This is a genomic window from Litorimonas cladophorae (genome assembly GCF_014652455.1).
GTDB lineage: Bacteria > Pseudomonadota > Alphaproteobacteria > Caulobacterales > Maricaulaceae > Litorimonas > Litorimonas cladophorae.
This window is the reverse complement of the sequence record NZ_BMYV01000001.1, coordinates 707606-730223: the sequence shown is the minus strand read 5'-3', so window position 1 is coordinate 730223 and position 22618 is coordinate 707606. Positions and strand designations below refer to the sequence as shown.

The window sequence follows — 22618 nt, the reverse complement described above, 5'->3', positions numbered from 1 at the left end:
GTGGATTATGATGTCTTCAACGGAGACGCCGACGGAATTCTATCTCTCGTTCAGCTGCGACTGAGCGACCCCCGTGAGTCCAAACTCGTAACTGGACGAAAGCGTGATATCAAATTGCTTGATCGTGTTCCCGCAATAGATGGGGACCGTGTAACGGTTTTAGATATCTCTATGCGCTCAAATGAACCTGAGCTGCGGCGTATTCTGAACGATGGGGCTTCGGTTCAATATTTCGATCATCACAACGCGGGGAACGGTATTGAGCACCCTGATTTAGACGCTCACATAAATACGTCGAGTGAGGTTTGCACAGCCGTCCTCGTTGATCAATTCCTCAAGGGTGCCTATCGGGCTTGGGCCATTGCTGGATGCTATGGTGATAATTTCCCCCGTATGGCAGAGCGTTTGGCCGAAGGTCGTGATCTGCCTTTGTCAAACCTTCGTGAATTGGGCGAAATGGTGAATTATAATGGTTATGGCGGGTCGGAAGCTGACCTTCACTTTCATCCTGCCGACCTTTATCGTGAGATGGCCGGGTTTCCGACGCCTATGGCCTTTTTGTCATCCAAACCTGAAGTCGTTCAAAAGCTAACTGACGGATATTATGATGACTTTTTATTTGCAGATAAGTCGAAAGTTCTAGTTTCGGAAGATTATGGTGAAGTCCGGGTCTTGCCTGACGCTGCCGCCTCGCGTCGCGTTTCAGGTATGTTTGGAAATCAGCTCGCGCAAGAATACCCTGATCGCGCGCATGCGATCCTAACTGCGCAAGAGGGAGGCTATCTTGTTTCCATCCGCGCACCACTGGCGCGCCGTTCTGGTGCTGACAGCTTGGCTCTACAATTTGAGACTGGGGGTGGCCGTTCAGCTGCAGCCGGTATTAATCATCTTCCAGACAGTGAGTTGGACAGGTTCTTAAAAGCATTTCGCACGGCGTTCTAACCTATAGGTGTTGAGCGCTTAAGCTGATACGCTCCTCGCAAAGATCAGTAATCGGACAAACCTTATGCCTAGCGAAAGAGTTACGTTTAAAGGCGCTTTAGGCGACACATTATCCGCAAAGATCGATAGCCCCGATGATGGAAAAGTAAAATCATGGGTGCTGTTTGCTCATGGGTTTTCGATTGGAAAAGATCTGAAGCCCATCCGAACAATATCTCGTAGCCTCGTAGAAGACGGATTCGGCATGTTGCGTTTCGATTTTACTGGGCTTGGCGAGAGTGAAGGTAATTTTTCCGACACGAATTTCACGACTAATTGCGAAGACATCCGACAGGCAGCGAAATTTTTGACCGAGAACTACGGTCCCCCGTGTGTCTTGATCGGGCATAGTTTTGGAGGCACCGCGGCGCTGAAGGTTGCTGATGAGATCCCACAAGTCAAAGCGGTTGCGACGATAGGGAGTCCCTGCGACACGACCCACATCGTTCATCAGTTCGCCGATCAGCTTGAGGAAATTGTCGAGGAGGGCGAAGCCAAAGTGCTCCTTGGGGGGCGACCGTTTGTTATCAAAGAGCAGTTTTTGGAAGACATTGAGAACCATGATATCGCCATGGAAATTAGCAATCTTGAACGCGGTTTGTTGATTTTTCATTCCCCCCAAGATCGCGTCGTCGGGATAGACAACGCGGCGCACATTTACCGTCACGCGAAACACCCGAAAAGCTTCGTCAGCCTCGACGGAGCGGATCATTTATTGCTTCGAAATCCGGCGGATGCAGAATATGTGGCGCATGTTCTGGCTGCTTGGGCGCATCGCTACATCTAATCACTGAAACTTGGCGGGAATTAACCTGATATTGGCCTAAATCTCCTATGCCATCGTTATGAACGCTAGCGGATCACATCAAATGCGGGAGACGACCGAATATTTCGCCGCACTGGATGGGTTCCGAGGGCTTTTAGCCGTTTTTGTCGCGATTTACCATACGATCTGGCTGAGCCATCCCAATGGCTGGGCCTTCTTTAACAATGGCCCTGTGATCATTGATCTTTTTTTCGCGCTGTCTGGTTTTCTCATGTGGCGTTTATATGCCGAAAAACTTGACTCTGTGGGGGATGCGCGGAAGTTTCTAAAACGGCGTTTTGCACGGCTTTATCCGTTGCACCTTTTCATGCTGATTGTGTTCGTTGCCTTTGCTATGACGCGACTATTGGCTCACAAAGTGGGGCTTGCGGAGCACCTCCCTGGCGAGATTCTACCGTTTCATGACGGTGCGCAGGACAACTGGTTTGCTCTCCTGCAACACTTAACGCTCACCCATACAATGGGGCTTTCAGATAGTTTGACCTTCAATCCTCCAAGCTGGACGATTGGAGCGGAGTTTTGGACGTATATCGTATTCGTGTGCTTGATGTTGTGGGTGAAGCCAAAACGGTTGACTCATTTTCTGATCATAGGTCTCGGCGTCGCTGTAATTTATTTCGCGCTTTCCCGCGTAAAACCGGACATGAATATCACATATGATTATGGTTTCTGGCGCTGTCTCGCTGGATTTTTTACGGGTGTTCTCGCTGCTGCGAGTTTTAACCGCGTTCGCAACGCTTTTAGCAATCTTCCGGGTTTTGGTCGCACTATAGTCGAGTGCGTTGTCGTCGGCGCCAGCATTTGCTTTGTTATTTATTCGGGCGGTTCCGGACAATTCTTCGTCGCGCCGATCCTTTTTGTCTTCATTTTGGTCTTTGCTATGGATGGTGGCGCCATATCACGGTTCATGTCGCATCCAATTTTTCGGTATCTCGCCAAGATTTCCTACTCAGTTTATCTTACGCACGTAATCATTGCGATTGGTTTCGCAATATTGATCAAACGACTGACGGGAGGACTGCCCTCAGGTTGGGAAGGCGATGCGTGGCTAATTTTATACCTCTGCGTTGTTATCGGCGTGTCAACTTTGACCTATCGATTTGTTGAGTTGCCGGGTGGCCGGATGATCCGGAACTGGCCTGCGTCTGAAAAGCGGGTTGCGAATTCAGGTTCTTCAGGTTAACGCGCCCGTTATGTCAGATCGTTACGAAAAATTAGACCAGTTGGGCCAACAGCAAGGTCTCCCGCAAAATCCAGATGAAGCGATTTTGGAACGTGTGAAAAACCCATGTGATGAGCAGTATATGGTCCGCCTCGTTGCGCCCGAATTTACGTCAATTTGCCCTGTGACAGGTCAGCCTGATTTCGCGCATTTGGTCGTTGATTATTGTCCTGACGAATGGATTGTCGAAAGCAAAGCCTTTAAACTGTTCCTTGGAAGTTACAGAAATCATGGCGATTTTCATGAAGCCTGTACAACAGGTATTGGGCAGCGACTTGTAAAAGAAATTGCGCCTAAATGGCTCCGTATTGGCGGATATTGGTATCCGCGCGGGGGGATTCCGATTGATGTGTTTTATCAATTCGGCAAAGCCCCTGAAGGCCTGTGGATACCAGATCAAGGCGTGCCACCATACCGAGGTCGCGGTTAGGGTCACGGAATCGTAATATAGCCATTTATGGCTTTTTACTTGGGTTTGAGCCGCTTCACATCTAGGTTAGGGACGAACCGCGTTAGGACGCCGACTATGCCGAGCTTGATTGTTTCAAATCATATGGAAGACTGTAACGACACAAAGGACGTTTGCGTCTGGTCTGTTTTGCAAGAAGAAGCAGCATCCTATGCTGTGCGCGAGGTCGCAATGTCTTCGCTGTTACATGCGACGATACTAGACCAAAACGATTTGGGTGGAGCACTCGTCAATCACTTGTCCGAGAAACTCGCGACGTCTGATTTTTCGGCACTGAAAATGCGCAAAGTGTTGAGCGAAGCCATATCAAGTGACCCCAGCCTTATTGCGTGTATTGCACGAGATTTGGAAGCCGTGCGGGAGCGTGATCCAGCCTGTCAAACCTACCTGCAATGCTTCCTTTATTTCAAAGGTTTCATGGCAATCCAAACGCATCGATTAGCTCATGCCCTGTTGAATGAGGGCCGGGATCTCGTGGCGTTCCATCTGCAGAATCGCAGCTCTGAGCTTTTCGGCGTGGATATTAACCCAGCCGCTCGTATTGGCTGCGGCGTCATGCTTGATCATGCGACAGGGTTCGTCATGGGTGAAACTGCGGTGGTCGGCGATGATTGCTCAATTTTGCAGGGCGTTACATTGGGCGGTACGGGCAAAGCAGAAGAAGACCGTCATCCTAAAATCGGTGATCGCGTTTTGATTGGCGCAAATGCATCGGTTCTCGGAAATATTCGCATCGGAAATGGAGCAAAAATTGCGGCTGGGTCCGTCGTTTTGAAGCCTGTGGAAGATAATTGTACAGTGGCAGGTGTACCTGCCAAACCTATCGGCGGACCGTGCTGCGGAAATCCTGCCGATTCAATGGATCAAACACTTTAGGATAGAATTATGACTCCTCAGCAAATCTCTCAGGTTCAGTCTTACTTGCGCAAACGTTTCGGAACAGAAACCGTGACGTTAAAGCCGCGGAAGGTCAAAGACAGTGTTGAAGTCTATCTTGATGACGAGATTCTCGGACTTTTATATATTGATGATGAAGACAAAGATGACATCTCTTACGACTTGAATATCTCTATCCTGCAAGACGATTTAGACGCAGGCTAGGGGGCGTAAATGGCTGTTTATCGACTCGATTCGCATTCGCCTGATTGCCACGACAGTGCTTGGGTTGCGGAAACGGCCTCAGTTATCGGTAATGTTATCATGGCCGAAGGGAGTTCGGTTTGGTTCGGCGCGACAGTTCGTGGCGATAATGAGCCGATCCAAATTGGCGCTCGCTCAAATATTCAAGATGGCTCTGTCTGTCATTCCGATCCGGGATCGCCTCTAAAAATAGGCGAAGATGTGACGATTGGGCATTTGGCTATGATACATGGCTGCACGATTGGAAACGGAACCCTTGTCGGGATCGGTGCGACGATTTTGAACGGGGCGCAGATCGGGGAAAACTGTCTGATCGGCGCGCATGCCTTAATCACAGAGGGCAAAGTCATTCCAGATAACTCTGTCGTCATGGGTTCGCCAGGGAAGGTCGTAAAGACCCTAACGCCCGAGCAAGCGGCTAGAGTGAAATTAGGTGCGCAGTTCTACGTCGCAAATGCCTCTCGTTTCCGCAAAGGTCTAGAGCGCGTCGATTAAGGTCGTTCGATATCCCAGAGCGCAGGAATTTGGGTATCCATCTCGGGTGACAAATTGAACCAAGCGGTTTGATTGGCAAAACTGTCTAAGACGAATAATCGGTCGTTTGAAGATAACGGTTGGCTCAGAATATCGCGAAGCGTTTCGGCATCCGTTCTGGTCTGTAATAACCAAACCGTTGATCCTAGACGCTGTGTCGGCCCTAGGCTTTGTAACGTTTGCATGAAATCCATCCCGCGACCTGAACGGATTTCGCCCATGATCATGAATACGGTCGGCGCGGCGTCTTTTTCAGGCTCGGCAGGGGCGGCCGCAGGAATCTGCGCCAGCCAATTCATCAGGCTAGGGTCGGCAGATACGGGAAGATACCCTGTGTTTGGCGCTTTGCTGATCAGAGACTGAGCACTGACACGTCCTTCATTCATATATTGCCACAACGTGCGGTCTTCGAATGGCCCGTAGGCTTGGCCTTCAACTTGGATGAACCACTGGCGCTGATCGCCGGCGGGTGGTTGTGAGTGTCCTTCGTTAGGCTGCATAGGCCCTGATACACTTGATTCGAGGCTTTGGGATAGCTTTAACCGTAGCGCTTCGCGGGTCTGGCATGATTTAAACTCGTGCCTGCGATTAGCCCGCTAACACAGAGGGCGCAGATGAGTGCCAGAGTGAAGACGATTGCAAAATCCATCGTCATAAAATTTGGATTGAACAGGATTAAAACCTGCATCACGATGACCAGTGCTCCGAGTGTCATTTCAAAAAACTCTGATTTTCGAATTCCATTCACGACCCACGCGACGCCGCTGGCAATTATAACAGCGCCAATGAGAACGCCGAAACCGGGGCGTGCTGGCAAACCTGGCACAGCGTCAAATACAAAATACAACAAGTCGGGGCGAACAGACGCGACAGGAATTACGAGTGCAGAGGAACTGACCAGAAATATCCCTGTGAGCGTTATCTGGGAGTGCTTGTATCTCATTATTGATGACAAAAAGAGCGCGAATGCAGCTAGTCCGACTGCTGTCATCCACATTCGGTTGGCAGGCCAAAGCGTTTCTGTGTGGCTGGCGTCTGCAGTTAACCAATGAGACTGTACATAAAAGGCTGCGCCCAAAGCCATAACCCACCCTATATTGATATGCAGCCGCGCGGCGAAGACAGCAGTATCAGCCCAAGCTTTCCCTAGACGATAATGGGCTGCAGCCACGGCAAATATAAACCCTGCAAGCGGTAGGGGCGGAAGACCAGAACCGATTGTCACAACATATCCGTAAGCGGCGACTATCGTGACAAACAAAGTGCCATGTGAGCCGACTTTCATGGCTAAGAGTGCCTGTGCTCCGATCAGCACGGGAAACAGGGGTAACCAACCTTGTGATGTTGGTGCGCCGATCCCTAGTCCCGTACTGATTTCGGGGGTTAAACTGGCCAACAAGACCAAGGCCGAGAACCCACTTAACATCAAGGCAGGTCGGGATTTAAAAACCCATGCGAGTGTAATAGACGTTGCAGAGGCTATCACCGAAATGTCAGTCGCATATAGCGTTATTCCCGCTTGAGATGCGGCCGCGAATAACGCGGTGGAAAAGGCGCCTATCGCCATGAGTGTGCTGAAGTTTTTGATCCGCCAAGCCGAACGAGACAATGCGGCAACACCGATCAGTATGGTTCCAATTGAAGCGGCTGGCCAAACTAGATTTTCGGCTGGTAAACGATACCACCATGCGGCCAGGCCGGCTGCAAACGCGGCTAATGGAACTAGCCACATGAATCCCGTTGCAAATGACCGCTCTTTTTTCGGAGACGGAAGCAATTGCAGACGAGGGGCAGTCTTCTTCCGATCAGGCAAGTGCGAGCGCATTACCCAAGCTGGGGAATTGTCATTGGCACCGATGAAAGACTGCAATTGCGACATGAATTGGTCTTTGGCATTGAAGATCAAACCACGCGAGTAAGTTCACCTTAAAGGCGAAGACTTTGTCGATGAGGAAGCCGCGGGGAGAAGATTAACCACCCTAGCTTTGTTTAAAGACGCTTTTTACTTTGTGGAGGCGTTCTGGGGCGGGGTTTCTGCGTCGGCGAGTGGCACAGCAGAGGGCATTTGAGACAGCACGTCCATTACGGACCGAATCAACGGAATTTCATGTTGCATGGCGGCGTAACCGCGTTCGATCAACTCATCTGCTTTTGTAAATTCCAGCATGCCGATGTGACCGATTCGGGGCGCGACGAAGACATCTGGCGGGTCACCCGCCAAACGAGAACGGGAAATTCGATCCATAACGATATTCAGTGTCCCCATCATCACAGACCCAATTTTTGGGCTTTTGCCAGGTTTAACGCCACCAAGCATAGATTTAAGAAGCAGTCGATCGGGCCGCAACTTGTTTAGACTGTGACTTGCAATTCCGAAGGGGTCGGTGTCGTCCTCTTCCCCATCATCATCCATATCTAATTCGTGGCTGGTTCCCATCGGACCGAAAGCATCGCCATTCAAACTAACAGCAATCACCATATGTGCGCCCAAGGCGCGGCAGGCGGAGACTGGAACTGGGTTGACCAATGCACCGTCTATCATGAAGCGGCCGTCGACTTTGACGGGTTCAAATGCACCAGGTAGGGCATAGGAGGCGCGGATGGCTGGAACTATGGGTCCGCGTTGCAACCAGACTTCATATCCAGTGCGGAGATCACATGTGACGGCGGCAAACTTTCGGTCGAGGTCTTCAATATTTACGTCGCCCATATAATGGTTCAAAACTCTGGCAAGCCGTTCGCCGCGCATGAGGCCTGATCCTCCCCAGCGGACGTCCATATATCCCATCATCTTGCGTTGCGTGAGAGATCGCGCCCATTTCTCCAATACGTCAAGTTTGCCTGATAGATAGGCCGCGCCAACAATTGCGCCAATTGACGTTCCGGCAATAATATCGGGTTTGATGCCAGCCTCAATCAAGGCTCGCATCGCGCCAATATGGGCCCAACCTCTCGCAACTCCGCCACCTAGGGCTAATCCAATGGGGGCGCGTTGGCCTGTTCCAAGTGAGTGTGGTTCGATCCGCATTGTGTGACTCTGTACAAAAGATGCCTCATGCGCAAGATGAGTTGAGAATGAACACGGGCTTCAGGCTTTATTTTGGTGGAGTATGGTTCAACAGGGTAACTGGAGGGCAAAATGTTACGCACATCTTGGATATTGGCGAGTTTCGCGGTTCTGTCGACGGGGTGCGCAACCATCTCTGAGGATAGCTGCATCGCAGGGAGTTGGGAATCCCTTGGGTATGAAGATGGTCGAAATGGTGAGTCGCGGGGGAGGTTTACCAAAATCGCCGAAACCTGCGCCAAATATGGCGTGTCTGCCAATGCGGCCCAATACCGACTGGGTTATGACCAAGGATTGCCGCTATATTGTTCATATGACCGTGGGTTTAATCACGGCGAAGATGGAAGTTCTTTGAAACCTGAATGTCGTGAAATCAATGCGACCCCATATTTCGATGGATATGATGAAGGCCGAGTCCTCTATGAAATCCGACGTGAATATGATGATTTGTTAGAGGCCTATGAGGCAACGCGAACGGCTTTGATGAATGTGTCAGGCCGCCTCTCAGTCCAAACATTAGATGCAGATGAACGCAAGCGCCTGCGCAAGAAAGAACGTCGATTGCAGCGCGAGCTAGATGAAAACCGAATTGATATTCGCGCCTTCGAACGGGTTCAGGGCTGGCCAAAAGTCGACCTCAAACCGCCCTATGAAGATGGGGCTTAGCTAACGGCTTGTTCGCAGCCAGCTCGTTCTCCCTTTTTAACTGAGCGAGCCGTCCAATAGTCTTCTCCTAGCTCATGCTGCGCTTGCTGCCGCAATGTTGAATAGAAGTAGTAACAGTTCTTTATTTGGTAAACGCGAAAGCAGCCCCCGGCGAGTTGATTGGACGGATACATATAGCATATGGCGTCGCGCCGAACGAACCAACGCCCCGGCTCTATGTCGTCACCTTCACGGTAAGTTAGAGTGCCGTCCGGCTTATGTTCCTCCACATAGAAGGATTGCGCCATACCGTTACGACCGAAATTATAGGCACCGTCCATTGTTGCGCCAGAGAATACGGATTTAATCTCATCTCCGACGAGTTGATTGGCATTGGGCCGAATATCTGTGTCTTGCGTTTGTGCCACACCGCTTTGCGGCAAAGCCCAACAGGCGATGGAGAGAATAGTGCGCGGTATGACATGCGGCTTAAACAAGGGACGGCTCGCAACTTGGTGTCTGACCAGCAATGATTGTTCGGGCGGTGAAACCGAATTGAGGCGTGCCTTCAACACTGACTTGGTAATGATAATAGCAATTACCACGCGCATAGATTTTGAAACAGGCCTGAAGCAGTCTTGGATCGTCATAATTATAACAGATCTGATCTCCCGCAATGTTCCAAGTCCCAGTGTCCACATGCCCTTGTTGAACGTGACGAATGCGACCGTCTTTGGCCGTGGTTTCTTTAAAGGCGAAGGTTGAAATGTCGCGATTGAGGAAATTATAGCTGCCTTGATGGGTCTTGCCGCTGAAGACCAAGCTGAGCTGTTCTTGGGAAAGTGGCTTTTCATATTCGACATCGGGATAGCTCTCATCAGGTCCCATATTTTGGGCTTGAGCGCTAATGCACAACGGCCAAGACAACGAAATTGTGATCATCAGGAGCAGGGTGACATATCTCATAACTGAAGCTTTAGCATGGATTTGCGCAGATGCCATGTTAGGGTTCGGTCATGACGGATCCAGATAAACGCCTCCGCCGCGCATCGCGCTATCAACGTGTTCAAGAACGTAAAGCGAGCCAGCGTGCGTCTGATCAACGGTTCTACAACGCCATGTTTATGATCATGGGCGTTTTAGCACTTTTCGCAGTGCTTTTAGGCGTAATCATGCTGAACGGTGTTTCGGGTGGATTTGAAGGCATGTCGGGCTGGACGTCCCCTTGGTTATTTGGCGTGACAAAGCTGGAAGCCGCAGGCTTTGGCTTCGTTGGACTGATTGCATTTTCGGTTTGGCTACGGATGCGCCGAAAACGGTAATTTGACGGCAGAAAGCCTTGCGATTAGCGGGGCTTCCGCGTATGGCCCGCACGCTTTTCTTAACCGATCATATTGGAGATCATCATGGGCTATCGTATCGCCGTCGTGGGTGCCACAGGTAACGTCGGGACAGAAATGCTCACGATTTTGTCCGAGAGCGACCTTCAAGTTGACGAAGTTCACGCCGTTGCCAGTCGCAAATCCGTCGGCCGCATTGTCAGCTACGGCGACAAAGACCTCAAATGCGTCGATCTCGATAAGTTTGATTTCACCACAGTTGATATCGCGTTGATGAGTGCTGGCGGTGACGTATCGAAAATTTGGTCGCCTAAGATTGCCGCTGCGGGCGCAATTGTGATCGATAACTCCTCGGCTTGGCGTATGGACCCAGACGTGCCTTTGATCGTGCCAGAAGTGAATGCCGATGAAGTCATGAATTTCAAAAAAGGGATCATCGCAAATCCGAACTGTTCGACAATCCAAATGGTTGTTGCGCTAAAGCCGCTGCATGATCGCGCCACGATTAAACGCGTTGTTGTTTCGACCTATCAATCCGTGTCGGGTGGAGGGAAGAAAAATATGGATGAGCTTTGGTTGCAGACCAAGGGCATTTATTCCAACGATCATTTCCAACCGATCAACTTCACCAAACAAATCGCCTTCAACGTGATTCCGCATATCGACATCTTCATGGATAGTGGTGAGACGAAAGAAGAGTGGAAGATGAATGTTGAGACGAAGCGCATTCTCGATCCAAAGATCAAAGTTACAGCCACCTGTGTCCGCGTGCCTACATTTGTCGGCCATGCCGAAGCTCTAAACATTGAGTTTGAAAATGAGTTGAGCGCAGAGGATGCGCATGAGTTACTGCGTGAAAGCCCGGGTATCATGGTTGTCGATAAACGCGAAGACGGCGGCTATGTTACACCCGTTGAATGTGTGGGCGAGTTCGCAACATTCGTTTCTCGTATTCGCGAAGACAGCACGCAGGATAACACGCTGAACATGTGGGTTGTGTCTGATAACCTCCGCAAAGGTGCAGCCTTGAACACCGTTCAAATCGCAGAATTGCTCGCCAACCGTAAATTGCCACGGAACGCGCAGTCTAAGTAATGTGTCTGGCAGGCGGAGACGCCTGCCGTCCATCTTGGGAAAGGCCGAAAGTAGGCGGGACAGTCCGCGTGGCCGATACTCACGACGGAGTACCGAGATAGGAAAGTATTTTACGCGAATATCGATGTGCATTTTAACTCTCGCTAAATTGCACGACCACGCGGCGGTGTTTTGCGGAAGGCGGCCGGAATTTATATCCTGTCGTTCCAGACAGTTCTGCTCACACCCTCAGGCTCCTGTATATTCGCATTACCAAATATACCTAAGCACACCGTCTTCCGAACGAGCTAGCGCAATATACCGAAGGTAAAATGCACCAGTGCGATGTTTTTTAAAAACACTGCACAGTCAATGATCACTTGCCTGTCCCGTGTCCGAAAGAACCATTTAAACATAAGGCTGAAAAGCAGAGCGGGGACGCATCTCTTTGAAATAGTTTCAAATCCTTGATTTCATTTGTTCAATATCTCTGTTTACGCTGGAAAAGTGCGGATCAATAATCCCGTTCACTGTTTCTACCGGTTTTAGAATGCCTCTCATTGAAAGGCGTTATCCATCCAGACTTCAACACTGTGTAGCTTCCCGCAGTTGAAGTGATTGCACTGCCTCGTCTTTTGTCCCTAGATGAGATCATGGAAAAATTTAGCTTTTTGGATGATTACAGCGAGGGGTGTCACCCTACGATATTGGAAGCGTTGGCGCGGACGAACATGTCTCAGCAGACGGCCTATGGCGCAGATGACTTCTCCATTCGCGCTCGAGAGCTTATCCGCGCGCATTTGGGTCATGCAGATTCCAACATTTTCTTCGTCGCGGGAGGAACGCTTGCAAATCTGACGATCATCGCGAGTCTTTTAAGGCCGCATGAAGCCATCATCTCCGCTGCAACGGGTCATATCGTGTCCCGTGAGACAGGGGCGGTTGAGGCGGTAGGGCATAAAATCCTGACCGTTGACAAGCCTTGCGGAAAGCTCGCGCCAGAGGATGTCTTGTCGGTGTTGGCGCAAAATGCGCAAGCCCCCCACATGGTGAAGCCGCGTCTTGTTTATCTGTCAAACGCGACCGAAACTGGACGCATCTACACCAAATCAGATTTGACAGATTTAGCGCAGGTGTGTCGATCTCATGATTTGCTTCTTATGGTCGATGGCGCGCGATTGGGGGCCGCCCTGTGCGCGGCAGACAACGACCTGACCTTGGCTGATCTGGCTGAACTGACGGATGTATTTTGGATTGGCGGGACAAAAGCCGGCGCGCTGATCGGGGAGGCAATCGTCATAAATCGTCCTGAGTTTGCGAAAGACTTTGCGTTTCACGTCAAACAACGCGGTGCCTTGCTGGCCAAAGGGCGGCTATTCGGGCTCCAGTTTCAAATTTTGTTCGAAACGGATTTGTTTTTCAATGCTAGTCGCTACGCGAATGATTTAGCTTCCAAACTATCAAAAGGTATTGTGGCGAATGGCTTTGCGCTAGCCAGTCAAACACAGACAAATCAAATCTTCCCAATGCTTCCCAATCATCTTGTGAAATCTCTGGAAGCGGATTTTAAGTTTTATGTTTGGGAACCTCATGGTGAAGATCACGCGACCCTACGATTGGTCACATCATGGGCCACGCCAGAGGCGCAAGTCGATCGCTTTATCGCCGCACTTTCCAAGCGGGTTTAAGAAAACTCCAAGCCGCGAAAGCCTGGCCCCAGAAATAAACATGTATGACGAGATCGCGCGGAACGGGGTGCAATCCGATATTGATAGAATACAAAATGTAATTCGTAACGATGCCGCAAGCCCCCAGGAAACCGATGAACCGCACTGGAGTTGGGTCGACTGCATTTCCTCTGCTGATGACAAGAGAAAGGGCTCTCCAGAGTAAAAGAGATGAGATTAGCAAGAGAGCGGCACCAACCGTAGCGGCATCTGCTAATCTTGGCGCCATGAAAAGATGAAACCCCACGGCCAGCGCAATGATAGGGAGCAACAGCAGCAGGTCTTCGCCTCGTCCAAGGTTGACGTCCAAAGCATGTCCTCGAAGGTGGAAAGCCAGCGCTAAGAGTAACGTCGACCCCAGAAATGGTAGCGTTGCGATCAGCAACCAATCTGGCCCTAGGTCCAATAATACGTCGCCAAGAGCTGCAGCAAATAGATTTGCGACCACCCATTCTGCAGCAGGACGTTTCGCCGAAAACATTACAACCAACGCCCAGAAGATGATCGGCAGGGGTTTAACGACACTTGACCATTCTGTGTTGCGCAAGAGGCTGTATAGCCCTGTCAAAAACAAAGTCATTCCGAAGCGAAAGATGTTGTTTCGGAAAAGAGATCGCATCGGAAACTCCTGTTTGGCCGCCTCAATCAATGAGCATAAAAAAGCCCGACGCTCAGGCCGGGCTTCAACGAATATTAGATTGGTTTGACTAGATCGGGTTACCGTCCGCGTCGATTTCTACCATTGTATATCCGAGGGCGGCAACCTCGTCGTAAACTTTGGCTTTGTCCCCGACGACGATCATGATCATGTCATCCAGGTTGAGATGCGTTGCCGCCAATTTATCCATGTCAGCTTTGCTCATTCCTTCAAGGATTTTCGCTTGCTCGTCGACGTGGTCGGCTTTCAAGCCATATGTCGACATACGCGAAAGGAAACCCAGCTTTTGACGCGGGGTTTCATAGGCTCTGGCGTCGGACTGACCCAGAGACGCTTGCGTAAATGCAAGTTCTTCGGCGGTAGCGCCATCTTCATGGTAGGATCTGATTTCATTGACAAATTCGACGATCGAAGCGGCTGTTGCGTCGGCGCGGACACCAGCACCTGCGCGGTACCAGCCGCCTTTTTCATCGCCGTTGAAGAAGGAGCGCGCACCATAAGTGTAGCCCTTATCTTCACGCAAATTCAAATTGATCCGACTGTTGAACGCGCCGCCGAGCGGATAGTTCATGATGTTGGATTTATAGTATTCGCCCGTTGCGTCGTAAGGCAACGCGCGTTTACCGATGCGGATTTCGCTTTGCGCTGCATCAGGCTTGTCGACGAAATAAAGCGTACCACCCGAGAGTTGCGGGAAGGGCTTCATTTCCGCTGCAGCCACGTCGTCCCCTGTCCACTGCGACAGAGGCGCGAGGGCTTTTTTCATCGCGGCTTCGTCCAAGTCACTTACGGCGACAATTGATGCAATCTTTGGCGAATAATGCGCGGCATAGAAGGCTTTAACATCGTCCAGCGTGATATTCTCGACAGTCTCTTCGGTACCGGTACCCGCATATGCCGTCGGATTATCCGTACCATACATAATTTTGTTAAAGAGGTTGGAAGCAACGCCACTGGCTTCTTTCTTATTGGCTTTGATGCCCTGCAAAGCGTTTGCTTTATCGCGATCAAAATCGACCTGATCAAACTTGGGCTTGAGCAGTTTTTCCATCGCAATCGCCATAGTGGCGTCGAGATTCTTGGATAGCGTTCGAATATACATCGTTGAGAATGTGTCTCCGCCGTTAAACGAGACAGATGAGCCAAGTTTATCGAGCTCATTGGATAGCTCTTCGACAGTGCGTTCCGTGGTCGCTTCGTTCAACAAGCCTGCCGTCATTGCCGCTAGCCCCAATTTATCGAGGGTTTCATGGGATTGACCCGCTTTGATGCGCAAGCTGATGGTCGTTGTGGGGACTTCTGTGTTGCGCGCACCCAAGACTTCAATGCCGTCGCCGACAGAGAACTCATACGTATCTGGGGCTTTGATTTGCGGGTTGTTCGGGCCGGGTTCAGGCATAACAGAACGGTCCAAACCTTCTGGGTCCGTTGGTCGCGTCCAGTTGAATTCGTCAGTTTCGCCAGAGAAGTCGGGGAGGGTGCGCTCGTAGCGCTGCCACGTATCGGCTTTGGCGATCATTTCGGGCTTGCCCTTTGGCACGATGGACATGACGACAGCTGGTTTGCTTTTGATATATTGCTCATAGACCCGCAGGACGTCAGCTTTTGTAACGCCTTCATAGCGGGCAATATCGTCGCCGATCCCGTTTGGATTATCACGATAGGTTTCATAGGCCGCAAGTTGGCTGATCTTCCCCGAAACAGACTCGAGGCCATAAATCATGCCCGATACAATATCGGATTTTACGCGAGTCAGATCATCATCCATCACGCCCCTGGCTTCAAACTCTGTGAAGGCTTCACGCATGATGGCTTCAAGATCGCCAAGCTTTTGGACTTTAGCCGGGTTGGCAACACCGAGTAGCGTCAGCGTACAGTGAATTTCGCGACAGCCATGACCTGAAGACGCTTGGACTGTCAATCCAGGTTTTACGACACTTTGGTAGAGCAAAGATGTTTGGCCTTGGCCGAGGATATTGGCGAGCACATCGAGAGGCGCTTCGTCGGGATGGTTCGCATGGACGGTTGGCCACGCCATATAAATTAATGGCAACTGCACATTATCTTCCAGCGAAATATAACGATCTTGGTCTAAAGTGATCGGCTCAAAGACCGGATCGTCATGTTCTGGTCCTGCGGGAATTGTACCGAAATAAGTTTTGACCCACTCCAGTGTTTGCACAGGGTCCATGTCACCGCCAATTGTGAGGGTCGCGTTGTTTGGACCGTACCATTTAAGGAAGAATTTTTTCAGGTCTGTAAGGCTGGCGCGGTCAAGATCTTCGAGATAGCCGATTGTTGACCAGCTGTAAGGGTGGCCCTCAGGGTACATGGCTTCGCCCACACGTTCAAAAAGAAGGCCGTAGGGACGGTTATCTACACGCTGGCCGCGTTCGTTTTTCACAGTCTCGCGCTGAACTTCAAACTTTTGTTGCGTGACGGCGTCGAGGAAGAATCCCATGCGGTCGGCTTCCAACCAAAGCATTTTTTCCAACTGGTTAGACGGAACAGTTTCGAAATAATTTGTACGGTCCGCATTTGTCGTTCCGTTCAGCGTACCGCCAGACTCGCTGATAATTTTGAAATGCTCTTCGTCGGCTACGTTCTCTGAGCCTTGAAACATCATATGTTCGAAGAAATGCGCAAAGCCAGAGCGACCAGGTTCTTCACGGCCTGAACCTACGTGATAGGTGACATCGACATGGACGAGAGGGTCGGATTTGTCCTCGTGGAGCACAACTGTCAGGCCATTGTCGAGTTTGTATTTAGTGTAGGGAATAACGACTTGATCGCCTGTTGCGGGACTAACCGTTTCGACTAGCGTAACGCCCGTGGGTAATGAAATTTGTGTTTCAGGGGTGACACTATCTGTGGCGCCACAGGCCGAAAGTGCGAGACCAATTGCTGCTGATGCTAAGAGTAATTTGATTTTGGACGTCATTTAGATCCCCTGAAGGCATGTTTTGGTTTATCGTTTAGCGCTATGCCTATCAGGCAGTCGGCGGCAAAGCCATGCTTAACGTTGCCACGGATTGACGCGTGGTTTGCCAGTTTTCTGTGCATTTAAGGCATTTGTTTCCACCGTCTCGCGTAATCTTGAACGCGGGGCACTTTGTGTTCCGCGACGACCACCGCCAAATTTGACGATCGCGTCTATGCGTTTTTCGATAGGGGGGTGGGTTGCAAACGCACCCGCAAGACCGACACGTGGATTATGCAGGGCCATCTCGCGGATTTCATCAGGCACGTTTTGCAATCGTGCATTCCCGGAAATTTTCTCGAGCGCGCGTATCATGGCGTCAGGGTCTTTCGTCAACTCGACGGCCCCCGCATCTGCCATATATTCGCGTTTCCGACTGAGCGTAAAACGGATCAAAACCGCGAAAAGATAGGCGACGGCGATAATGACAAATCCGAAAACGATGAGGGCTCCCGCGTTGCCGCCACCGCTGCGCCGATGATTATTCGTGCGTCCGAGATTGGTTCTGAATATGCCCCGCACGACACTTTCACCGACAAAGGCAAAAATCCCAACGAAGATAACGGCGATGATCAACATGCGAACGTCTTTGTTCCGTATGTGAGAAAGTTCATGGGCGATGACGGCATTGAGCTCCGCATCGTCCAAGCGATCCATAAGGCCGCGGGTCAGGGTTATTTGATAATTACTGTCGCGTATTCCCGAGGCGAAAGCATTCATCTGCGGGGTTTCAATGACATTCAAGCGCGGCATGGTCTGGCCGCGACTGATGCAAAGCTCTTCCAACATGCGGTAGGCGCGGGGTTCTTCAGACTCGCTCAGCGCCCGAGATTTGACAGAGGCGCTGATGATTTTTTGATGGCCGAAAAAGGCGATACCAAACCAACCACCCGCAAGACCCAGTGTGGCTGGTACTGCCATCGGAATGGCGTTTGTCGCGGCTTGCAGACCTTGCTCAATATTTCCGTCACTTGTGAAGCCGTAGAACACAAGCAGGATGCCATAGGCCAAAAACAGAAGCAGAATTGGGAACGCGATCAGCAGGAAAATGCTGCGGAGATTATTGTTCCAAATATGCGTCCTGAGGCCATAGGCTTCGAGCATGGGCGGTCGTTTCTAAAAATTCAGGCGAGCGTGGTTAACTGCCTTAGTCAAAGTTGATTTCGGGGGCCGTTTGCAAGACTTCGCGACCCTCAGGGGCTTCGAAGAATTCACGCTCACGGAACCCGAAAGGTCCAGCAATAAGGACGGCTGGGAACTGTTCACGGCCCGTATTATATTCTTGTACGGAGTTGTTGTAGAAGCGGCGCGCAGCGGCGATCTTGTTCTCTACATCTGAAAGCTGATCTTGCAGTTGCAAGAAGTTCGTATTGGCTTTCAATTCCGGATAAGCTTCGGCCAAAGCAAACATTTTGCCAAGGGCGGCGGTGAGCATGCCTTCTGCTTGCGCTTGGCCTTGAACCGTCGTGGCCCCCATTGCGGCGGCGCGGGCTTGGACGACTTCTTCGAATGTCGACTTTTCGTGTTTGGCATAACCTTTGACGGTTGCGACGAGCTGCGGGACCAGGTCTTGGCGTTGCTTGAGTTGGACTTCAATATCCGACCAAGCTTGGTTGGTCGTCTGACGCAAGGCGACGAGGCGGTTATAGATCCCGATAATAAACACCGCGAGCAGCGCGATGATACCGAGTATAATTAGAAGGACGGTCATAGGTATTCCCCTTGTTTCACTACAGTCGAAATAGGGCCGAATACCCTATCAGTGCAAGCCATTCTTGCGAGTCGCTTTACTTCTGTAGGCTCTCAGGGATGGCTGTGGCGAGCTGGGGAAAGACGATCACAAGTGCGATGACAGCGATTTGTATCGCGATGAACGGAAGGACACCTCTGTACAGCGCCGTGGTCGTGACTTCGGGGGGCGCAACACCTCGTAGATAAAATAAGGCGAAACCAAATGGCGGTGTCAGAAAACTGGTCTGTAAGTTTAGGGCCATAACGATACCTAACCACACGGGATCCATTCCAGTGGCTAACAAGGGCGGGGCGACAAGCGGGACGATAACAAAGGTAATTTCGATAAAGTCGAGGAAGAAGCCCAAGATAAACATCATCACCATAACAAGGATAAACGCGCCAGTTGGCCCTCCAGGGGCATGTTCCAGCATACGGGCAACCATCTCATCGCCACCAAAACCGCGGAATACGAGGCTGAAGATCGTTGCGCCGATAAGGATGACAAAGACCATAGCTGTGATGTGCAGGGTCGAGCGTGAGACATCGCCCAGCGCACCTGTCCGACCTAATCGCAACATTGCGATCAAGGCCCCCAAACCGCCCAAGAGGGCTAATGCCCCGGCCATGAAAACAGCAATGCGTTCTTGGCCGGACCAGTCCGATTGCGACAAACGCAAATCGATACCCGTCAGATCAAGCGCGACCAGACCGAGGAGCGCCCCCGCCGATATAAATGCTAAACGCCGCGCCCAGCGCCCCCATCGCGTTGGAGTTTGTATTTTGTAGCAAGCGAGCAATATCGCCCCTAAGGCGCCCAGAGCAGCCCCACGAGTTGGCGTCGCATATCCCGAAAGAATTGAGCCCAGCACGGCGATGATCAGGAAGATGGGAGGCAGCATGGACAAGAAGGACTGCCAAAGCAGGGCTTTTGCATTTGCACCCTCGGGCCAGTCTTGTGCAGGGGCGTCATCTGGACGGATAACGGCAACAAAGAAAATATAGAGCGCATAGGCTCCCACAAGGATGAACCCTGGTAAAAGCGCTCCCGCGAAGAGGTCGCCGACAGATACAATTTTGTCGGTATCTAAGCCATAGCTGCGTTGAGCTTCCTGGAAGGCATTTGAGATTTGGTCGGCCAAAATGACCAAGACGATAGAGGGCGGGATGATTTGCCCCAATGTCCCTGAGGCGGCAATTGACGCAGAAGCCAGCGACGGCGCGTAGCCTCGATTTAACATTGTCGGCAAAGATAAGAGGCCCATTGTGACGACCGTTGCGCCGACAATGCCCGTACTTGCCGCCAATAATGCACCGACGAAAATGACAGAAATACCAAGCCCGCCCCGCATAGGGCCGAAAAGCGTTCCCATATTCTCTAGCAAATCTTCCGCGATGCGGGATTTCTCTAGCATCACCCCCATGAAAACAAAGAGGGGCACAGCCATGAGAATTTCACGTGTAATCAAGGGATAAATCCGGCCCGGTGTTGAGAGCAAATAGACCGCATCAAACGTGCCCGTCAAAACGCCGATGCCTGCAAAGAAAAGGGACACACCCGCCAATGTAAAGGCAACATTATAGCCTGCCATGAGTGCGCCGCAGACCGAGATAAACATCATTGCGGCGAGAATTTCTGCGCCACTCATTGAGGCCTCTCCCAAGGTGATCGGAAGAAGGGAGGTATCCCCCGAGGACGCAAGGGACGGTCCTGACCAGACAGGCACATGGCGGCGCGGGTCGCTATCGCGAGGCCTTGCGCCATCATGGTAATCGCAAAGACAGGAATGAGCGTTTTCAGAAGATATACACCCCGAATGCCATTCGCTTCGCTGGAGCCTTCACGAATAGCCCAAGCAAAGGCGACAAAGCTCTGCGCGTTCCAAACCAGCAAGATGCAGACGGGTACCATGAGGAGGAAGTATCCAAAGAGGTCCACGCGGGCTTTGCCAATATCCGTCATGTTTGTGTGGAAAATATCTACGCGAACGTGCTGGCTTGCCAGCAAAGTTGCGCCCGCGCCGAACATAATGATGATCGCTTGTAGGTATTTTGCCGACTCTAGCCATTTCGTGGTGGTGACGCCAAAGATGGAAAGGGCGAAGACAGACGCCGCAACAGAGATGACCAGCAAAGGTAACAACCACTTCGTCGCCTCGCCGATAAAAAAGGTGATCTGGTCAATGAGCGTGATCAGCGCTTGGCTGAAACTCAGAACCCCCTTTCTTTGGCCTGCGAGAAGATGAACCAGTGGCCACGCGATAAAGGGGAGAAACGCCCAGCCAATCGCTTGCAATATCCCCCCAGTCATATCGGCTATTTTCCTAGCGCGGCTTCGCGCGCGGCGATAAAGCGACCGTCGGACATTTCCGTCCAATAGCGCATTTGGTTCCGCGTTTTGAAATAGCTATCCGCGATGCGCCGTGTCAGCTCATCTGAACTGCCAAAATCATCAACGACGGAATCTGATATTTCACCGACACGCTTTAGAATTTCTGTGGTGAAGAATTGCGGTTCGATACCGTATCTTGTCTTCAATTCCTCGAGCGCTTGTGCGTTTTTATAAGTATATTCGCCGATGGATTGGTCATTGGCGGCCTTACAAGAAAAACGGATCATATTTTGATCCGAGAGGCTCAGGCCGTTCCAGACGTCAAGGTTTACGCCTAAAGACAAAGATGCGCCCGGTTCGTGAAATCCCGGGGCGTAGTAATATGGGGCCTCGCGGTAAAACCCGAGGGCGAGGTCATTCCAAGGTCCCACCCATTCGGTCGCGTCAATGCTGCCCGACTGCAAAGCTTGATAGATTTCCCCACCTGGTAAGGTGACGGCGGTCCCGCCCAACTCGCGGATGATCTCTCCGCCGAGGCCCGGCATTCGCATCCGCAGCCCTTTGAAGTCGTCCAGTGTTTCCATTTTCTTACGGAACCAACCGCCCGTTTGATGACCTGTGTTTCCAGCTTGGAAGGCCTTTATGTTGAATTTTGCGGATAGCTCATCCCAAAGTTTTTGTCCGCCGCCGAAATCGACCCATCCCATAATTTCAGCTGCGGTCATGCCCATGGGAATAGCGGTGAAGAAAGAAAATCCGTGGGATTTACCCTGCCAGTAATATTCGGCGGCATGATACATATGGGCCGCGCCTGTACTGGTGGCATCAAAGCATTCAGTTGCGCCGACCAATTCACCCGCCGCGTAAACTTTAACCTCAATGCGGCCATCACTCATCAGTTTCATCGCCTCGGCGAAACGATTGGGCATTTGCCCAAGACCAGGGAAATCCTTTGGCCAGCTTGTCGCCATGCGGAATTGCTTACGATTCTGTGAGAGATTTGGCGCCGAAAGTGTGTCGCTGCGGTTTGGCGCGTTTCCGCCAGTCCCTTTTGGGCGAAGGGCGCCTACGACCCCTGCGCCTGTCGCGAGGGCAGCCGCACCTGCGACAATATCGCGGCGTTTAATGCTCATGATTGGATTCGCTTTGATTGGGTCGTTGTCATGTCGAGCTCGGGAGAGTGCGCCATCCGGCATGCGTCAAAGTCTGACAGGGGCGGAAGCGGGCTTTGTATGACATCTTCGGGCTATCTGGCACCCAATAGCCGAGATAGAGAAAGTCCATATCTTGCTCTTGGCACATCCGCAAATGGGTCAGGACCATAAAATTACCCAGAGAACGGTCTGAGTAATCAGGGTCAAAAAAGCTGTAAACTAGCGACATCCCATCGGTCAGATGATCGACTAACATGGCCGCAATCAATTTACCTTCGGGCGTTCTATATTCTGTGATCTCAGTTTCTGACGCGCATTCCTCAACCATCATTTCATAACGTTCGAAATCCATATTCGTCATGCCGCCATCGGCGTGACGATGATTGAGGTATCGTTGGAGTAAATCAAATTGCTCGTCCGTGGCAGCCGCAAATTTGATAGCAATTTTCAGGTCGGCATTCCGGTTGAGTGTCCGCCGAAATGTTTTTCCCGGCGTGAACGCGCGCGCGTCGACTCTCAGGCTGCGGCATTCGCGGCAGGTCTCGCAGGCGGGACGGTAGATTACGTTCTGAGACCGGCGAAAGCCCGCATGTGTCAAGTAGTTGTTGAGGTGAGGTCCATCGAGCGGATCTAGTTGCGTGAAGATCTTTCGCTCCATCCTGTCCGGTAAGTAAGGGCAGGGGGCAGGAATCGTCAGATAAAACTGCAATTGGTTCGGGTCGAACGGGTGGCTCATGC

General features: G+C 51.3%; 24 protein-coding genes. 11 read left to right on the top strand and 13 right to left on the bottom strand.

Annotated features, from left to right (window positions below; translation table 11 throughout):
- The 7 genes from IE073_RS03575 to IE073_RS03545 all read left to right on the top strand — a co-directional run bounded on the left by IE073_RS03575 (position 1) and on the right by IE073_RS03545 (position 5133).
- Positions 1-942, top strand: coding sequence for a hypothetical protein (locus IE073_RS03575; protein WP_233349788.1), 942 nt, complete (start codon positions 1-3; stop codon positions 940-942).
- Positions 943-1006: 64 nt separating this feature from the next.
- Complete coding sequence (locus IE073_RS03570) at positions 1007-1768, top strand: alpha/beta hydrolase (RefSeq protein WP_189581363.1); 762 nt, start codon at positions 1007-1009, stop codon at positions 1766-1768.
- Positions 1769-1850: 82 nt separating this feature from the next.
- Positions 1851-2990, top strand: a complete 1140-nt coding sequence (locus IE073_RS03565) for an acyltransferase family protein (protein ID WP_233349787.1) — start codon at positions 1851-1853, stop codon at positions 2988-2990.
- A gap of 10 nt (positions 2991-3000) precedes the next feature.
- Entirely contained in the window at positions 3001-3459 is a 459-nt protein-coding gene (gene queF, locus IE073_RS03560; RefSeq protein WP_189581357.1) for a preQ(1) synthase, read from the top strand.
- A gap of 96 nt (positions 3460-3555) precedes the next feature.
- Positions 3556-4374 (top strand): serine O-acetyltransferase, encoded by an 819-nt coding sequence (gene cysE / locus IE073_RS03555; RefSeq protein WP_233349785.1) that lies wholly within the window; start codon positions 3556-3558, stop codon positions 4372-4374.
- Between the two features lie 9 nt (positions 4375-4383).
- Complete coding sequence (locus IE073_RS03550) at positions 4384-4599, top strand: DUF3126 family protein (RefSeq protein WP_189581354.1); 216 nt, start codon at positions 4384-4386, stop codon at positions 4597-4599.
- A 9-nt stretch (positions 4600-4608) separates the two neighbouring features.
- Positions 4609-5133, top strand: coding sequence for a gamma carbonic anhydrase family protein (locus IE073_RS03545; protein WP_189581351.1), 525 nt, complete (start codon positions 4609-4611; stop codon positions 5131-5133).
- Here the strand turns inward: IE073_RS03545 and IE073_RS03540 are convergent.
- From IE073_RS03540 to IE073_RS03530, 3 genes are all read right to left on the bottom strand, one after another.
- Entirely contained in the window at positions 5130-5672 is a 543-nt protein-coding gene (locus tag IE073_RS03540) for a hypothetical protein (RefSeq protein ID WP_189581348.1), read from the bottom strand. The two genes, IE073_RS03545 and IE073_RS03540, sit on opposite strands and share 4 nt — an antisense overlap.
- Positions 5673-5710: 38 nt before the next feature.
- Positions 5711-7051 (bottom strand): hypothetical protein, encoded by a 1341-nt coding sequence (locus tag IE073_RS03535; RefSeq protein ID WP_189581345.1) that lies wholly within the window; start codon positions 7049-7051, stop codon positions 5711-5713.
- A gap of 123 nt (positions 7052-7174) precedes the next feature.
- Entirely contained in the window at positions 7175-8200 is a 1026-nt protein-coding gene (locus IE073_RS03530; RefSeq protein WP_189581342.1) for a patatin-like phospholipase family protein, read from the bottom strand.
- Positions 8201-8311: 111 nt separating this feature from the next.
- On the opposite strand from IE073_RS03530, the gene IE073_RS03525 reads away from it, so the two are divergent.
- Entirely contained in the window at positions 8312-8905 is a 594-nt protein-coding gene (locus IE073_RS03525) for a DUF2799 domain-containing protein (protein WP_189581339.1), read from the top strand.
- On the opposite strand, the gene IE073_RS03520 is transcribed toward IE073_RS03525, so the two are convergent.
- On the bottom strand, positions 8902-9381 hold the full coding sequence (locus IE073_RS03520; RefSeq protein ID WP_189581336.1) for a hypothetical protein: 480 nt from the start codon (positions 9379-9381) through the stop codon (positions 8902-8904). The genes IE073_RS03525 and IE073_RS03520 overlap by 4 nt on opposite strands.
- On the bottom strand, positions 9374-9850 hold the full coding sequence (locus tag IE073_RS03515; RefSeq protein WP_189581334.1) for a hypothetical protein: 477 nt from the start codon (positions 9848-9850) through the stop codon (positions 9374-9376). The genes IE073_RS03520 and IE073_RS03515 overlap by 8 nt, the downstream gene beginning before the upstream one ends.
- 50 nt (positions 9851-9900) lie before the next feature.
- Between IE073_RS03515 and IE073_RS03510 the strand changes: the two genes are divergently transcribed.
- The 3 genes from IE073_RS03510 to IE073_RS03500 all read left to right on the top strand — a co-directional run bounded on the left by IE073_RS03510 (position 9901) and on the right by IE073_RS03500 (position 12986).
- Complete coding sequence (locus IE073_RS03510; protein ID WP_189581331.1) at positions 9901-10206, top strand: hypothetical protein; 306 nt, start codon at positions 9901-9903, stop codon at positions 10204-10206.
- 84 nt (positions 10207-10290) lie between these two features.
- The gene (locus tag IE073_RS03505) at positions 10291-11319 is read left to right on the top strand and encodes an aspartate-semialdehyde dehydrogenase (protein ID WP_189581327.1); all 1029 of its coding nucleotides are present in this window, start codon (positions 10291-10293) and stop codon (positions 11317-11319) included.
- A gap of 632 nt (positions 11320-11951) precedes the next feature.
- Complete coding sequence (locus IE073_RS03500) at positions 11952-12986, top strand: threonine aldolase family protein (protein ID WP_189581324.1); 1035 nt, start codon at positions 11952-11954, stop codon at positions 12984-12986.
- Here IE073_RS03500 and IE073_RS03495 read toward each other — a convergent pair.
- The 8 genes from IE073_RS03495 to IE073_RS03460 all read right to left on the bottom strand — a co-directional run bounded on the left by IE073_RS03495 (position 12958) and on the right by IE073_RS03460 (position 22616).
- Positions 12958-13644 (bottom strand): lysoplasmalogenase family protein, encoded by a 687-nt coding sequence (locus IE073_RS03495; RefSeq protein WP_189581322.1) that lies wholly within the window; start codon positions 13642-13644, stop codon positions 12958-12960. The two genes, IE073_RS03500 and IE073_RS03495, sit on opposite strands and share 29 nt — an antisense overlap.
- Positions 13645-13732: 88 nt before the next feature.
- The gene (locus IE073_RS03490; RefSeq protein ID WP_189581320.1) at positions 13733-16624 is read right to left on the bottom strand and encodes a M16 family metallopeptidase; all 2892 of its coding nucleotides are present in this window, start codon (positions 16622-16624) and stop codon (positions 13733-13735) included.
- Positions 16625-16699: 75 nt separating this feature from the next.
- Positions 16700-17767, bottom strand: coding sequence for a M48 family metallopeptidase (locus IE073_RS03485; RefSeq protein WP_189581318.1), 1068 nt, complete (start codon positions 17765-17767; stop codon positions 16700-16702).
- 43 nt (positions 17768-17810) lie between these two features.
- On the bottom strand, positions 17811-18374 hold the full coding sequence (locus tag IE073_RS03480; RefSeq protein WP_189581316.1) for a LemA family protein: 564 nt from the start codon (positions 18372-18374) through the stop codon (positions 17811-17813).
- Between the two features lie 76 nt (positions 18375-18450).
- Entirely contained in the window at positions 18451-20043 is a 1593-nt protein-coding gene (locus IE073_RS03475) for a TRAP transporter large permease (RefSeq protein ID WP_189581314.1), read from the bottom strand.
- Positions 20040-20705, bottom strand: a complete 666-nt coding sequence (locus IE073_RS03470; RefSeq protein WP_189581312.1) for a TRAP transporter small permease subunit — start codon at positions 20703-20705, stop codon at positions 20040-20042. The genes IE073_RS03475 and IE073_RS03470 overlap by 4 nt, the downstream gene beginning before the upstream one ends.
- 5 nt (positions 20706-20710) lie before the next feature.
- The gene (locus tag IE073_RS03465) at positions 20711-21859 is read right to left on the bottom strand and encodes a TRAP transporter substrate-binding protein (protein WP_233349783.1); all 1149 of its coding nucleotides are present in this window, start codon (positions 21857-21859) and stop codon (positions 20711-20713) included.
- 28 nt (positions 21860-21887) lie between these two features.
- Positions 21888-22616: an arginyltransferase gene (locus IE073_RS03460; protein ID WP_189581310.1), complete on the bottom strand. Its 729-nt coding sequence runs from the start codon at positions 22614-22616 to the stop codon at positions 21888-21890.
- Positions 22617-22618: the final 2 nt, after the last annotated feature.

Coding starts and splice junctions, on each gene's coding strand:
- IE073_RS03570 (WP_189581363.1), top strand. CDS start 1,007: ATGCCTAGCGAAAGAGTTACGTTTAAAGGCGCTTTAGGCGACACATTA.
- IE073_RS03565 (WP_233349787.1), top strand. CDS start 1,851: ATGCGGGAGACGACCGAATATTTCGCCGCACTGGATGGGTTCCGAGGG.
- queF (WP_189581357.1), top strand. CDS start 3,001: ATGTCAGATCGTTACGAAAAATTAGACCAGTTGGGCCAACAGCAAGGT.
- cysE (WP_233349785.1), top strand. CDS start 3,556: ATGCCGAGCTTGATTGTTTCAAATCATATGGAAGACTGTAACGACACA.
- IE073_RS03550 (WP_189581354.1), top strand. CDS start 4,384: ATGACTCCTCAGCAAATCTCTCAGGTTCAGTCTTACTTGCGCAAACGT.
- IE073_RS03545 (WP_189581351.1), top strand. CDS start 4,609: ATGGCTGTTTATCGACTCGATTCGCATTCGCCTGATTGCCACGACAGT.
- IE073_RS03540 (WP_189581348.1), bottom strand. CDS start 5,672: ATGCAGCCTAACGAAGGACACTCACAACCACCCGCCGGCGATCAGCGC.
- IE073_RS03535 (WP_189581345.1), bottom strand. CDS start 7,051: ATGTCGCAATTGCAGTCTTTCATCGGTGCCAATGACAATTCCCCAGCT.
- IE073_RS03530 (WP_189581342.1), bottom strand. CDS start 8,200: ATGCGGATCGAACCACACTCACTTGGAACAGGCCAACGCGCCCCCATT.
- IE073_RS03525 (WP_189581339.1), top strand. CDS start 8,312: ATGTTACGCACATCTTGGATATTGGCGAGTTTCGCGGTTCTGTCGACG.
- IE073_RS03515 (WP_189581334.1), bottom strand. CDS start 9,850: ATGAGATATGTCACCCTGCTCCTGATGATCACAATTTCGTTGTCTTGG.
- IE073_RS03510 (WP_189581331.1), top strand. CDS start 9,901: ATGACGGATCCAGATAAACGCCTCCGCCGCGCATCGCGCTATCAACGT.
- IE073_RS03505 (WP_189581327.1), top strand. CDS start 10,291: ATGGGCTATCGTATCGCCGTCGTGGGTGCCACAGGTAACGTCGGGACA.
- IE073_RS03500 (WP_189581324.1), top strand. CDS start 11,952: ATGGAAAAATTTAGCTTTTTGGATGATTACAGCGAGGGGTGTCACCCT.
- IE073_RS03495 (WP_189581322.1), bottom strand. CDS start 13,644: ATGCGATCTCTTTTCCGAAACAACATCTTTCGCTTCGGAATGACTTTG.
- IE073_RS03490 (WP_189581320.1), bottom strand. CDS start 16,624: ATGACGTCCAAAATCAAATTACTCTTAGCATCAGCAGCAATTGGTCTC.
- IE073_RS03485 (WP_189581318.1), bottom strand. CDS start 17,767: ATGCTCGAAGCCTATGGCCTCAGGACGCATATTTGGAACAATAATCTC.
- IE073_RS03480 (WP_189581316.1), bottom strand. CDS start 18,374: ATGACCGTCCTTCTAATTATACTCGGTATCATCGCGCTGCTCGCGGTG.
- IE073_RS03475 (WP_189581314.1), bottom strand. CDS start 20,043: ATGAGTGGCGCAGAAATTCTCGCCGCAATGATGTTTATCTCGGTCTGC.
- IE073_RS03470 (WP_189581312.1), bottom strand. CDS start 20,705: ATGACTGGGGGGATATTGCAAGCGATTGGCTGGGCGTTTCTCCCCTTT.
- IE073_RS03465 (WP_233349783.1), bottom strand. CDS start 21,859: ATGAGCATTAAACGCCGCGATATTGTCGCAGGTGCGGCTGCCCTCGCG.
- IE073_RS03460 (WP_189581310.1), bottom strand. CDS start 22,616: ATGAGCCACCCGTTCGACCCGAACCAATTGCAGTTTTATCTGACGATT.